This window comes from Azospirillum sp. UENF 312511 (assembly GCF_058780635.1).
Genome location: NZ_JBSNCG010000001.1, coordinates 1,505,334 through 1,517,520, shown reverse-complemented (window position 1 = coordinate 1,517,520; position 12,187 = coordinate 1,505,334). Strand labels below are relative to the sequence as shown.

12 protein-coding genes and 1 tRNA gene are annotated in these 12,187 nt (G+C 69.9%); 5 read left to right on the top strand and 8 right to left on the bottom strand.

Annotation, left to right across the window (positions count from 1 at the left end):
- Positions 1 to 19: 19 nt before the first annotated feature.
- Complete coding sequence (locus ACWPN7_RS07085; protein WP_149649919.1) at positions 20 to 712, bottom strand: FadR/GntR family transcriptional regulator; 693 nt, start codon at positions 710 to 712, stop codon at positions 20 to 22.
- A 475-nt stretch (positions 713 to 1,187) separates the two neighbouring features.
- On the opposite strand from ACWPN7_RS07085, the gene ACWPN7_RS07080 reads away from it, so the two are divergent.
- Positions 1,188 to 1,274 (top strand) — tRNA-Leu (locus ACWPN7_RS07080).
- Between the two features lie 95 nt (positions 1,275 to 1,369).
- On the opposite strand, the gene ACWPN7_RS07075 is transcribed toward ACWPN7_RS07080, so the two are convergent.
- From ACWPN7_RS07075 to ACWPN7_RS07065, 3 genes are all read right to left on the bottom strand, one after another.
- Complete coding sequence (locus ACWPN7_RS07075) at positions 1,370 to 3,592, bottom strand: hypothetical protein (RefSeq protein WP_459197174.1); 2,223 nt, start codon at positions 3,590 to 3,592, stop codon at positions 1,370 to 1,372.
- A gap of 66 nt (positions 3,593 to 3,658) precedes the next feature.
- Positions 3,659 to 3,970, bottom strand: coding sequence for a hypothetical protein (locus tag ACWPN7_RS07070; protein WP_149649803.1), 312 nt, complete (start codon positions 3,968 to 3,970; stop codon positions 3,659 to 3,661).
- Positions 3,967 to 4,173, bottom strand: coding sequence for a hypothetical protein (locus ACWPN7_RS07065; RefSeq protein WP_247894676.1), 207 nt, complete (start codon positions 4,171 to 4,173; stop codon positions 3,967 to 3,969). The genes ACWPN7_RS07070 and ACWPN7_RS07065 overlap by 4 nt, the downstream gene beginning before the upstream one ends.
- Positions 4,174 to 4,386: 213 nt before the next feature.
- Between ACWPN7_RS07065 and ACWPN7_RS07060 the strand changes: the two genes are divergently transcribed.
- The gene (locus tag ACWPN7_RS07060) at positions 4,387 to 4,593 is read left to right on the top strand and encodes a hypothetical protein (RefSeq protein ID WP_349620582.1); all 207 of its coding nucleotides are present in this window, start codon (positions 4,387 to 4,389) and stop codon (positions 4,591 to 4,593) included.
- Between the two features lie 435 nt (positions 4,594 to 5,028).
- Here the strand turns inward: ACWPN7_RS07060 and ACWPN7_RS07055 are convergent, their stop codons facing one another.
- Positions 5,029 to 5,211 (bottom strand): hypothetical protein, encoded by a 183-nt coding sequence (locus tag ACWPN7_RS07055; protein WP_040134906.1) that lies wholly within the window; start codon positions 5,209 to 5,211, stop codon positions 5,029 to 5,031.
- Between the two features lie 271 nt (positions 5,212 to 5,482).
- On the opposite strand from ACWPN7_RS07055, the gene ACWPN7_RS07050 reads away from it, so the two are divergent.
- Complete coding sequence (locus ACWPN7_RS07050; RefSeq protein WP_451993249.1) at positions 5,483 to 8,134, top strand: DUF3772 domain-containing protein; 2,652 nt, start codon at positions 5,483 to 5,485, stop codon at positions 8,132 to 8,134.
- Between the two features lies 1 nt (position 8,135).
- Here ACWPN7_RS07050 and ACWPN7_RS07045 read toward each other — a convergent pair whose 3' ends face one another.
- Entirely contained in the window at positions 8,136 to 8,369 is a 234-nt protein-coding gene (locus tag ACWPN7_RS07045; RefSeq protein ID WP_014197397.1) for a hypothetical protein, read from the bottom strand.
- A gap of 375 nt (positions 8,370 to 8,744) precedes the next feature.
- Positions 8,745 to 9,896 carry an MFS transporter gene (locus tag ACWPN7_RS07040; RefSeq protein ID WP_040134903.1) on the bottom strand — a complete coding sequence of 384 codons (1,152 nt, stop codon included), beginning with the start codon at positions 9,894 to 9,896 and terminating at the stop codon, positions 8,745 to 8,747.
- Positions 9,897 to 10,074: 178 nt separating this feature from the next.
- Between ACWPN7_RS07040 and ACWPN7_RS07035 the strand changes: the two genes are divergently transcribed.
- Positions 10,075 to 10,683, top strand: coding sequence for a glutathione peroxidase (locus ACWPN7_RS07035; protein WP_459197176.1), 609 nt, complete (start codon positions 10,075 to 10,077; stop codon positions 10,681 to 10,683).
- A gap of 4 nt (positions 10,684 to 10,687) precedes the next feature.
- A complete protein-coding gene (locus tag ACWPN7_RS07030) occupies positions 10,688 to 11,146 on the top strand; it encodes a DUF3429 domain-containing protein (RefSeq protein ID WP_451993254.1) in 459 nt (152 codons plus the stop codon).
- On the opposite strand, the gene dusA is transcribed toward ACWPN7_RS07030, so the two are convergent.
- Positions 11,127 to 12,116 carry a tRNA dihydrouridine(20/20a) synthase DusA gene (gene dusA / locus ACWPN7_RS07025; RefSeq protein WP_451993256.1) on the bottom strand — a complete coding sequence of 330 codons (990 nt, stop codon included), beginning with the start codon at positions 12,114 to 12,116 and terminating at the stop codon, positions 11,127 to 11,129. The genes ACWPN7_RS07030 and dusA overlap by 20 nt on opposite strands.
- Positions 12,117 to 12,187 lie beyond the last annotated feature (71 nt).

Genomic DNA, 12,187 nt, shown 5'->3' with positions numbered 1-12,187 from the left:
TTTTAGGAAGCGGACGTGTTCAGGGCTCGGGCGTAGCCGACGGCTGCGCCTCCTGGTTGAACACGCTCTCGCTGAAATGGAAGTGTGCGTTGCTGGCCTCGACGGCCTTTTCGACGGAGCGCTCACGCAGCGCTGCGATGATCTGGCGATGATAATCGACCGTGGTCGGCCCGATCACGGCGTTGCTCTTGCCGATCTCCATGTAATAGATCATCGGCTGTGACATCGCCTGATACATCTTCTGCAACATGGAGTTGCGGGACGCAGCGACGATGGCGGCGTGGAAGCGGAAGTCCACCTCCGCCGCTTCGCGCACCGTCAACTGGTGCTCCATGTCTTCGGCCAGACGGTTGAGCCCGTCGATCTCCGCATCGGTGATGTGCCGGACCACTTCGGGCAGCACGCCGATCTCGATGATCCGGCGGAACTGCAAGACTTCCCGGCAGGTCTTGACGCTGCGGTCGAAGCATTGATCGAGAATACGGAACATCGCCTCGATGTCCGGCTTGCTGGCGCGCGGGCCGCGCTGCGTCTTTTCGACCAAGCCGTAGGCTTCGAGGAAGATGATGACTTCGCGGATGGTATTGCGGCTGACGCCGAACCGTTCGGCCAGCAGGCGTTCGTTCGGAAGCAGATCGCCGGGCTGATAGCGCTCGGGGATCTCCTTGCGAAGCTCTTCGAAGATGGCTTTGACGGTTGAGACGCCGTTCATGATCGCGCCGCCTGAGTTTGGTCCAACAATTGGACAACTGATGGCGAACGATAGCACCGCGTCTCAGAGCGGAAAACGGCAAAAGGAGTCACAAAATGTCGAAAACAGCGCTGCTAACGCATGAAGCCAAATTTTTGCACTGCATCATCGTGCTTTGCGGCATCCCTGCGCGCGATGATCTCTTGGGAGGCGTCGTTGATTTGGTAAAGATCAATCATTGGATGTGAGGCGTGGGTGCTCGACCGCTGACCGGCTTCGGGCCTTGCATGCCGCTTGCTTCTCTCTCGGGAATGCGATAACAGGGCGCGGCGCGCAGGGATGGGGCGCGTGCGGGCGGAAAGGCTCGCCGGCGGCTTGGCCGCACCATCAGAAAGTTGTTGCAATCCGAAGCGGCGCCGCGTAACGTCCCGCATAGGAAAGCAAGTTAATTCAATGGGTTGGGCCGTTGTGTCCGGGCCATTCGAACGATGAAGTCGCGGTCGTGGCGGAATTGGTAGACGCGCAGCGTTGAGGTCGCTGTGGCAGAAATGCTGTGGAAGTTCGAGTCTTCTCGACCGCACCATCCTTATCGTCGGCGCATCGCCGAACGAAAATGAAAATCGGGGCCTTTTCAGGCCCCTTTTTCATGCCCGCACGGAGCGGGCCTTGCCGTCCCCGTCATTCCTCAAGGGTCCAGTTTCCGGCGGTCCGGCAGGTGCGCAGCGGCGTTCCGGCGTCCCGGCCGGCGGGGGTGGTCACGACGTGGGTCAGGCCGAAGCACAGGCGCCCGCGGTCCTTCGGGTCGGCGATGCGGCCCATCACGGTGACCACGCCGGAGCGCAAGCGATCTCCCGACATCCACTCCTGGCCGACGGACGCCCGTTCCGTGCCCGACGCGGCCAGCGCCCCCAGGAAGGCCCCGGCGACCTGCGGCTGGTCGTCCTGGCTCATGCGCAGGCGGGTGGCGTTGCTCCAGCCCGGCCCGACCAGCAGTTCCGGAGTCCGCACATTGACGGCCACCCGGTCGGCGGCGATGGCCACCGCCAGATCCAGCGGGTCTTCGGGCGCCACCCCCGGCGGCGTGTCGATCAGCCCGGTCAGGCTGGCGAGCCCGGTCCGCGTGCCTTCGCCCATCTTGCCGTCGATCGCCCCATCGTAGCGCCCCAGCCGGGCCAGCGCCCGCTGCGCCGCCATGATCCGCTCCTCCGGCGTCAGGACGCGTGGGGTGGGCATCGGCGCGCGCCCTTCGGTGATCGCCTCCACGTCAAGTCGGTGATTCAGCCGGCTGAAGCCCGGCCCGCCGTTCCACCACGTCAGCAGACCGAGATGGAGCGCCGCCGCGGCGGACAGCAGGACGAGCGGCCAGGACCCCTGGTCCGGTGCGCGGACCGTCCCGCCGAAGGCCGCGCCGAGCGCCCCGCGCACTACCCCGCGCACCAGCATCCACAGGCCCAGCCCGGCCATGATGGGAAGCCCGATGTCCCAGCCCAACCGCAGCGCCGCCGGGGCGGGCTGTTCGGGCGTCGCTCCGGTCAGCAGGGCGGGGCCGTCCACCCCCGCCACCAGCAGCAGGACCAGGGCGAGCAGACCCGCCGCGGCGATCCAGCTCCGTGCCACGGCGGTGCGGCTGGTCTCGGCGAAGCGCTCCGCCAGCACGGCGGCGATGTCCTTCACGAAGGCGGGGCTGACGCACCCCTCATGGTCGGCCACGATCGCCGCGGCGTCCGGCTCCCGGCCGTCCAGCACCGCCTCGGCGACGGAGCGGGTCAGGCGGTAGGCACCGGCCAGGGCGAAGGCGTCGGCGGGCGGCAACGCCGCGATGCGCGCCAGCACCGGGGCCAGCACGGTGTCCAGGAAGGGCGGAAGGGGGGCCGAGTCGCCGTCCGACCCGACGGTTTCCACCTCGAACGGCACGCCGTCGCACTCCCAGGACAGCGCGACCACCGTCAGCGTGCCGCTGCGCTGGTAGAGGAGCTGTGTGCCGGAATGGCGCACCGTGGCGGGCGCAGGGTTGGCGAGCGCCGCGAATCCGGCGAATCCGGCCTCTTCCAGCGCCATCCGCACCGCCGCCGGGGCGTCCGGCGGGGCGGTCAGGCTGTAGGAGGGGTGGGCGGTGAGGCGGGGGTGATGGATGTGGGTGAACTGCCCAACGCCGCTGCAGGTCTCGCAGGCGACCACCCCCTCGCCCGTGCAGACCGGGCAGCGGTGCTGGCCGCGCCCGCCGCACTCCGGGCAATCCGGCGTCTCTGCCGTCGCGCTGTGGGTGCAGCGGATCTTGCCGCCGCGGCAGCCGTCGCCGCCGCAGGCCCGCACCCCGCCGCCGTTGCAGCCGGTGCAGACCTCATGCAGGTAGTAGGGGCCGCGCAGGGAGGGCAGGGGCGGCAGCGGCTCCTCCGCCGCGGCCATCGCCTCGACCCGCTCGTCCAGCGGGCCGAGCAGCGTGGCGAAGCGGTGGGCCGTCTCCAGCGAGGCGGCTTCGGCGTCCAGATCGCGGGCCAGCGTCGCGTTCAGTTCGGCGGCGTTGCGGCAATAGATGGCGAAGCGCACCATCTCGGCGCCCAGCCGGACCTCCACCTCGGTCGCCCAGTCGATGCTCAGGGTCAGGTGGGCGCCGACCATCACCTCGCGCTGCTGGGCCTGGCGGAGCGTCACGCCTTCCGGCGCCGGGACGTTGCCGGAGGCCGCCCGGCGCAGCCGCCGGATCAGGGCGGTCTGCGGGACCGTGGCCGGTGGAACGGTGGCCGGTGGAACGGTGGCCGGTGGAACGGTGGCTGGCGGAACCGTAGCCGGCGGAACGGACGGGCTGGGACCGGGCCGGTGCGGATCGTCGGGGCGCAGATGGTTCGACCCTGGGTCGGTGGGGCCGAGATCGTTCCGGTCGAAATCGAGGCTGTCGGGCATGGGGCGTGCGTGTCCGCGAACAGGGGCGCCGGCACAGGAAGAGGCCGCGGACGCCGGAACGGAAGGTCAGGCGGCGACGTCCGGCGCGGGTCCGCCACCGGTCGGCGCCCGTTCGTCGGATTCACGGTCGCCGGGATCCTCCTCCTCGGGCGCGTCGCCGGTGTCCGGCTCCGTCGCGAGGCTGTCCGGAGCGGGGGCGTGGCGGACCCAGCGGCGGCCCTCCATGGCGAAGCCGTGATCGCGGAACCACAGCCGCTCCGCCTCATCGGCGGCGCGGAACAGCACCAGAGTCCAGCCGTCGCTGTCCTGCGTCCCGTCGCCGCCGTCGTCGGGCATCGCGTAGGGCTGGAGCGAATAGGGGAAGTCGTCGCGGGTCACTGCATGCCCCCCGTATTGGAGCCGCCCGGACCCGATGGCCGCGCCGGGGCGGGCGGGGCTTCGGACCCGTCCCCCTCGATCGGTTCCAGGTCGCTTTCGGCGGCGTATTTGATGAGACGGCCGTCGGCCAGACGGATGTCGTAGGTCGGCTCACCGGCAAGGGTTCGTGCGACGACGAGGGCCTCCTGGCCCGCAAACCTCACCCGTGTTCCCAACCGCAGCATCCCGCCCCCGACTGTGTCTTGATCGTCGTCGCAGGCTAAGGATTCGGCCGGGGGTGTGCTGTGTCAAAAACCGGACGCCAAAGGAGCAGGGCTGTGCTTGCGGGGTTCTCCCCTTGCGGGGCTTGGTGCGCCGGGCCCTTTGCGTTGTTGATGATGCAAAAGGACAGGTGTGGTGCAACGATGGAGGTGTTCATGCCCGCACAGCAGGACAACGGCAACCCGAAGCCGTCCGTCATCGATCTGGTGACCGATCCCGAGAAGTTCGATCAATGGCAGCGTCAGCGGGAACGCGACGAGGCGTCGTCGGACGGGGGGCGCAGCCGGGATGGGGGCCGGGACGGGGATCGCGGCGGCGAGCCGGATCGTGGCCGGTCGGACGCCCCCGGCGGACGGGACTGACCGTCCGTACGACGGCCCGGCATCGGTCGGGCGGTTACTCGGCGGCCTCGCGGGAGGGCTGCGCGTCCGTTGGAATGCCCAGCGGAGCGCCGCAATGGAACTGCATGAGCCGGCGCTCGACCCGGATCAGGTAGGCGCGCGCGTCCAACCCCACGGGGCCGCGGCTGTGTTCGCGGACGAGCCTGATCGCGCGACAGGCATGACCGCATTCCGGTGTGGCAAACTGGCACAAGGGGTTCGTCCGCCTCAGGGTGTCGGTCCCAAAGTCTTACCTCTTTCGACAGGGTTCGTCGAGCTTCGGTTGCGACTCGAATTCAATGTCACAACGCAGCGTTCGCCTGGCGCGCCGGTCCGGCACGATCTGGTAGCATACGATAGTATGCATCGCTGAATTCGATGGTCCCGCCATGGCCGTCCGAGCCATGGTTGCGGGGGTCAGTCCAACCCCGTGTTGCCCTCGTTCTGCGCGCCGGGCTGCGCGTCTTCCAGAGCCGCGAGATACTCCAAAAGCCGTTCCAGCGTCTCGGTCGGCATCCCGACGGAGGGGACGTCGTTGCGCTTTGCGGCCTTCAGCGCGGTGCGAAGCAAGGTGCGGTCGATGTCGGTCAAACCGGCCATGATGATGACGTGCGTGTGAAGCGACGATGCGCAACCTGTATCATCAAGACACGCAACCACGCCATGCCCAATCCGAAGGCAGGCACACGAAACGGTAAACCCCGGACCGGGGCTCCGGCTGCCGGGCTCGGACCCCCAGCGCCGCACCGCTCTGTCACATCCTGGTGACACGCTGTGCCATACTTTTGCCGCGACACCGAAGAGTATAGGTATCCCTTTTCCCGGGTCGCCGGGGCCGCAGCCTTTCGCCAACACGAGATTTCGAACGGTGATGCAAACTCCTTCCGCTTTCCGCCGCCGGATCGGCCGGCTTCTGGCAGCCCTGATGCTGTGTGGAACGCTCGCGGCGGGCGCCGTCGCTCCATCGGCCCTGGCCCAGTCCGCCGCTCCGGCGGCGGAGGCCGCGGCGGACTTCAAGACCAGGCTGCCGCAATGGCAGAACGCCTTGGAGCGGGCGGCCAACCGCATCGCCGGGGGTGATCTGGCGAACACCGAGTACGAGACCCTGCGCGCCGATCTGGCGAAGATCCAGCACGAGGTTCGGGAGGCCGGCGCGGCGGCGGCGGCGGCCCGCGACACCGCCCAGCGCATGCTCGACGCGCTGGGTCCGCCGCCGGCCCAGGGCGCTCCGCCGGAGGAGGCGGGAATCGCCGCGGAGCGCAAGCGCCTGACCCAGACCATCGGCGAGGCGGAGGGGCGGACCAAGCAGACCGACCTGATCGTCACCCGCGCCGACATCCTGCTGCGCACCGCCGCCGACCAGCGCATGACCCAGCTCACCGAGCAGATTGTCCGGCGTGGCCCGGTGCCGCTGCTGCCCGCCACCTGGGCCGCCCTGCCCGAGCAGACGGCCTATGTGCAGGAGCGCATCGGGCGGGCCTTCGGGATCGTCATGGGCGACGACGAATGGCGCGGCCGCCTCTACGGTCTGGGCGCGCTCGCCGCCGTGCTGTTCCTGGTCGCCTGGCCGGTGCGCCGGGTGCTGCTGCGCCGCTACGGCCACCGCGATCTGGAGGAGCGGCCCAGCTACCGCCAACGCGTGGTGGCGATGGCGGTGGAGGCGCTGGCCCGCTGTCTGGTGCCGCTGGTGCCGACTCTGGTGCTGAGCGGCGCCCTGGTCGGGCTGCTGCGCGACGCGGCGGACGCCGGTCCGCTGACCGCTTTGGTGGTCGGGGTGTCGGGCGGCCTGACCGCCTATTTCCTGGTCACCGGCGTCGCCCGCGCCACCCTGGCGCCCGACCATCCGTCCTGGCAACTCGCCAATCTCGACCCGGACAGCGCGCGCCGTCTGGTCCGCCGCGTCCCGCTCGTCATGATCGGACTGGCCTTGGCCGGCACCGGCATCGCTTTGTCGGAGGGGATGTTCACCCCGCCGGAGTTGCGGTCGATCACCGGCTTCGGCACCATGGCGCTGATCGCCGTGTCGCTGCTGTTCCTCTACCCCGATCATCTCTGGCTCGCCGCCCCGCCGCCGGAGGCCGAGGCGACCGACGATTGCGGCTGCCCGGAGCCGACGCCCGGGGCCGCAGTGGACGTCACCCTGCCGCCGCCGGCCGCGACCCCTGCCGCCGCCGAGGCCGAGGCGGAGGACGTGCCGCCCGCCCGCCCACGGGTCGTCGGGCTGCGTCTGCGACTGCTGATCGGCGCGGTGGCGCTCGCCTCGCTGGTCGCCTCGGGCGCCGGCTATCTGGTCGGTGCGATCTACGCCTCGAAGCTGATGCTGACCACCCTCGTCATCGGCGGCGTCCTGCTGGTGGCGCGCGGCGTCCTGCGCGAGCTGCTGTGCGTCCTGCTGGAGCGCGGCAGCGGGCAGGTGGCTGAGGTGCGCGACATCGTGATCGCCACCGACCGCGGCCGGCGGATGCTGGGGCAGGCCGGACGGACGGTGATCGACGGGCTGCTGCTGACCGTGGCGGCTTTCTTCCTGCTGCCGCTGACCGGCATGACCCTGTCGGAGATGAAGGGGCTGGCCGACGGCTTCCTCAGCGGCGTCACGGTGGGCGGCGTGCGCATCGCGCCGGGCGACATCATGTCGGCGCTGATGGTGCTGGGCGTCGTCGTCGCGGTGACCCGCTTCATCCAGCGCCAGCTCGACGAGCGCATCCTCGGCCGCGTCAACATGGACGACGGCGTGCGCAACTCCATCCGCATGGGCGTCGGCTATCTCGGTACCACCATGGCGGTGCTGATGTCGGTCGGCACGCTGGGGCTCGACCTGTCCAGCCTCGCCATGATCGCGTCGGCCCTGTCGGTCGGTATCGGTTTCGGCCTGCAGAACGTCGTCAGCAACTTCATCTCCGGCCTGATCATGCTGGTGGAGCGGCCGGTGAAGGTGGGCGACTGGGTGGTGGTCAACGGGCTGGAGGGCACCGTGCGCCGCATCAGCGTCCGCGCGACGGAGATCCAGACCTTCCAGCGCGCCTCCGTCATCATCCCGAACTCGGAATTCATCTCCAAGTCGGTGGTCAACTGGACGCTGAAGGACAAGACCACCCGCATCGAGATCAAGGTCCGCATCACCTACGACACCGACGCCCGGCAGGTCTACGCGATGCTGCTGCGGATCGGCTACGGCCACGCCCAGGTGCTGCGCAACCCGGAGCCGGTGGTGATGTTCCGCGACTTCGGGCCGAGCGGGCCGGAGTTCGAGCTGCGCTGCTTCGTCGCCAACACCGAGCACATCATCCCGGTGCGCAACGAGCTGCGCATGCGCATCCTGGAGCAGTTCCGCGAACAGGGCATCCAGATGCCCTTCGACCAGCAGACCGTCCACATGCCGAAGGTCGAGGCGATGCTGGAGGTTCTCCTGGCCGAGCGCCGCGCCCAGTCCGGGGTGCCGGAGCTTCAGGTGGTCGCCGATGGCGGCAAGGTCGTGCCGCTGGCCGACACCTTGACCGACCGCGAGCCGCGCACCGCCACCTGATTTAGGGTTGCGGCTCCGCCGGCTTGCGGCGTCGCAACTGGGTCACCTTGGGCGGGGCCGCGGCGGGGGCGGGGAGGGGTTGCCAGCCGGCGATGGCGCGCACGCAGCGCAGCGCCTCCGGGTTGTTGGCGAAGACCGGGAACAGCCGGCGCAACTCCACCACGGCGGACCATTCGCCGCGGTCGTGGAAGGCCCGGCGGATCGTTTCGGCTTCGCTTTCGCTGACGGTGAACATGGCGGCAGAGTGCCCCGCGGGCCGGTGGCGCGCAAGTCGTCTCGGCGCCGGGAGCAGCCCTTTGCCGTGGCCCGCAGGCCCTGTCAAGGAAAGTTGTTCACAGGGGTGCGCATCCTTCGCTTGACTCCCGTTGCGGGGCGGGGCAGCCGCCGGTCCGGGGGCGAAAGCAAGGCCGGCGCGGGAGAAATCCTTGATCGGCGCGGTTTTCTAATGTGCCCAAAAATAAGGCATTTCTGCCGGACCCCTTGAGGGGCCGCCTGTCCCTTCGGTTACCCCTCGATTCGCCAACAGAGTTATCCACAGAATCTGGGGATATCCGAAATATTGAAATATCAGTCGGGCCGAGCCGTCACGCCCCCCCGTCACGCCCATCCATCAAGCTGGACGGCGGATCAGCCGCACCGCCGCGACGCCCAGCAGCATGGTCAGCACGCCGCCGAACAGGAACAGGGCGGGCAGGCCGACCCGGTCGGCGACCGCACCGTAGACCACCGGTCCGATCCCCTGCCCCAGGAAGAAGGAGGAGGCGAAGAGGGCGAGCGCCGACCCGCGCGCCGTCGCCGACAGTTCGGTCGCCTGGGTCTGCATGGTGTTGTGCAGCATATAGAAGCCGAATCCGGCGACCAGGAACAGCAGGGACACCACCGGCCAGGGCACCGGGGCAAGCATCGCCAGATAGGCGCCACCGGCCACCAGACCGCCGGCCCCCATCATCCCCCATTGGCCGAGCGTGCCGAGCAGGCGCCGCACGATGAAACTGTAGACGACTCCGCCGATGGCGAAAGCGGCGAGCGTCACCCCGGCCTCGAACGCGCCCTCCGCCCCATGGCGGGACAGCATGGGGGCGACGAAGGGGAAGACACCGAAGATCAGCAGCCCTTCCGCCGCCACCGTCGCGAAGACCCACACCGACACCGGATTCGCCAGGACGGAGGCGTAGCGCGCCCGCGCGTCGGCCACGGACAGGGGATGCCGCTCCTCCCGCTCGCCCCGCAGGACCAGGAAGGCGGTCAGCGCGATCAGGCCGGTCACCACCGCCGCCAGGGCGAAGACGGTGCGCCAGCCCGCCACCTCCGACAGGGCGCCGGCCACCGCGGAGCCGGACATCTGGCCGAGGATCACCGCCAGCAGGAACCGGCTGATGGCGAACTGTCGCTCCGTGTAGACCACCCGGTCGCCGATCAGCGCCATGGAGGCCGGGATGATTCCCCCGGCGAAGGCGCCGGCGAGCATCCGCGAGGCCAGCACGGTGTAGTAGCCGGGCGCCAGCGCCGACAGCGCCACGCCGATGGTCAGGACGACCAGCGACAGCCGGATCAGCCGGGTCTTGCCGATGGCGTCGCCCACCGGTCCCAGGATCAGCTGCATCGCCGCGTAGGGCAGGGTGTAGGCGGAGGAGAGCAGGGCCGCCTCGGCCACGCCGATGCCGAGGTCCGACGCGATGACGGTCAGCATCGGGTCGGTGGTCCGCAGCGAAAAGGCGCTCGCGAAACCGGCGAGGCCGAGCATCAGGATGAGAAGGCGCATGGGGGGCGTCGGCCGGTCTATGGTCTGGGGCGGGCGGGGGGACAACCCTAAAGCAGGTGCGGCCGTCCGACGCACGGCAAGATGGCCATGGCACCCATGCGCGTGCATGATCCGACACGCCTCGACCGCCGTATAGGACAAGGCCGTACCGACCAGAGCTGCCGACCGGGAGACCGCCATGCCGACGATCCGCGATGCCGCCCAATCCGCCGCCCGATCCGTTTCCGTGATGCTGTCCGCCGTCCTGATGCTGTCCGCGGCCGTCCCCGGCGCGGCGGCGGCGTCCGACGCGCTCGACTGGGCGGCGCTGCCCCTGCCGGCCATCGACGGCGGCACGCTGACGCCCGATGCCTTCCGGGGCAAGGCGGTGTTGGTGGTCAACACGGCGTCGCAATGCGGCTACACCGGCCAGTACGAGGGGCTGCAGAAGCTCTGGGCCGGACGGCGGGACCGCGGGCTGGTCGTGCTGGGGGTGCCGAGCAACGATTTCGGCGGGCAGGAGCCCGGCAGCAACGCCCAGGTCGCCTCCTTCTGCGAACTCAACTACGGCGTCGATTATCCCCTGATGGAGAAGCAGTCCGTCACCGGACCGCAGGCCCACCCGCTCTACCGCTGGGCGGCGGCGGTCACCGGGCCGCAGGGCGTGCCGCGCTGGAACTTTCACAAGATCCTGATCGGCCGCGACGGACGGCTGCTGGAATGGTTCGGCAGCTCGGTCACGCCGGACTCCGCCACCCTGACCGCGGCCGTGGACAAGGCGCTGGCCCAATCCTCTCCGAAGCCGTAAGCGCATGGACGCGCTGCCCTTCGATGATCGCCGGGCCTCGGTCGTCCGGCTGCTGTCCTACGGTGGGTTGGTGCCCTTCGTCGGCGGCACCGCGCTGGCCTGGATGGCGGAGGGCGACGGGCAGGCCGCCGTGGTTCGGGCGGTGGTCGTCTACGCGGTGTCGATCCTGTCCTTCATCGGCGCCATCCACTGGGGCCGCGTCCTTTCTGGGCGGGACGGCGAGACGAGCGGGCCGGCGTGGCTGGCCTGGGGAGTCGCGCCGCCGCTGCTGGGGTGGGGTGCCACCCTGCTGCCGTCCGGCCTGACGGTGCCGGCGCTGATCCTGTCCTTCCTGCTCGCCTGGGCGGTGGACCGCAGCGCGGCGGCGGACGGACGCTATCCCCGATGGTTCGGCACGCTGCGGACGCGGCTGACCATCGTCGTCTGCCTGACGCTCGCGGCGCTCATCCCGCTGGCTGCGTGACCGCTTCGCGATGCGGCACCAGCGCCGCGGCCTTCAGCAGCACCTCCGGCCCGGCGCCGGGCAGATGGGCGTTCTCGCTGATGTGGCGCCGCCACGCGCGGGCGCCGGGCAGGCCCTGGAACAGCCCCAGCATGTGCCGGGTGATCGCCGACAGCGGCGCCCCCTGGCGCATCCGTTCCTCGGCGTAGGCCGCCATGGCCTCGACCACCGCGCAGCGGTCGGGGCCGGGCTCCCCGCCGAACAGACGGCGGTCGGCGTCGGCCAGGATGTAGGGCGTCTCGTAGGCGGCGCGCCCGATCATCACGCTGTCCAGCGTGGCGAGATGCCCTTCCGCCTCGTCCAGGGTGCGGATGCCGCCGTTGATGGCGATGGTGAGCTGCGGGTTCTCCTGCTTCAGCCGGTGCACGAGGTCGTAGCGCAGCGGCGGGATGTCCCGGTTCTCCTTGGGGCTGAGGCCCTTCAGCCACGCCTTGCGGGCGTGCACGATGAAGTGGGTGCAGCCGGCGGCGGACACGGTGCGGACGAAATGGTCCAGCGTCGGCCATTCCTCCATCTCGTCGATGGCGATCCGCGACTTCACGGTGACGGGGATCGACACCGCCTCGCGCATGGCGCCGACCAAGCGGGCGACGAGGTCGGGCTCGGCCATCAGGCAGGCGCCGAAGCGGCCCGACTGCACGCGGTCGCTCGGGCAGCCGACGTTCAGGTTGACCTCGTCATAGCCCCACTCCTCGGCGATGCGGGCGCAGGCGGCCAGCTCTGCCGGGTCCGACCCGCCGAGCTGGAGCGCCACCGGATGCTCCGCCGCGTCGTAGCCAAGCAGGCGCTCGCGGTCGCCGTGCAGCACGGCGCCGGTGGTGACCATCTCGGTGTAGAGCAGCGTGTTCTTGGACAGCAGGCGATGGAAGGTCCGGCAATGGCGGTCCGTCCAGTCCATCATCGGCGCGACGCTGAGGGCAATGGCGGGCATGGGCAGAAACTGTCTGTGAATCGGGAACGGCGGCGCACCAATTGGACCAAGCCGGGCCGGATGGCAAGGGG

Coding starts and splice junctions, on each gene's coding strand:
- ACWPN7_RS07075 (WP_459197174.1), bottom strand. CDS start 3,592: ATGCCCGACAGCCTCGATTTCGACCGGAACGATCTCGGCCCCACCGAC.
- ACWPN7_RS07050 (WP_451993249.1), top strand. CDS start 5,483: ATGCAAACTCCTTCCGCTTTCCGCCGCCGGATCGGCCGGCTTCTGGCA.
- ACWPN7_RS07055 (WP_040134906.1), bottom strand. CDS start 5,211: ATGGCCGGTTTGACCGACATCGACCGCACCTTGCTTCGCACCGCGCTG.
- ACWPN7_RS07060 (WP_349620582.1), top strand. CDS start 4,387: ATGCCCGCACAGCAGGACAACGGCAACCCGAAGCCGTCCGTCATCGAT.
- ACWPN7_RS07040 (WP_040134903.1), bottom strand. CDS start 9,896: ATGCGCCTTCTCATCCTGATGCTCGGCCTCGCCGGTTTCGCGAGCGCC.
- ACWPN7_RS07035 (WP_459197176.1), top strand. CDS start 10,075: ATGCCGACGATCCGCGATGCCGCCCAATCCGCCGCCCGATCCGTTTCC.
- ACWPN7_RS07045 (WP_014197397.1), bottom strand. CDS start 8,369: ATGTTCACCGTCAGCGAAAGCGAAGCCGAAACGATCCGCCGGGCCTTC.
- ACWPN7_RS07030 (WP_451993254.1), top strand. CDS start 10,688: ATGGACGCGCTGCCCTTCGATGATCGCCGGGCCTCGGTCGTCCGGCTG.
- ACWPN7_RS07085 (WP_149649919.1), bottom strand. CDS start 712: ATGAACGGCGTCTCAACCGTCAAAGCCATCTTCGAAGAGCTTCGCAAG.
- dusA (WP_451993256.1), bottom strand. CDS start 12,116: ATGCCCGCCATTGCCCTCAGCGTCGCGCCGATGATGGACTGGACGGAC.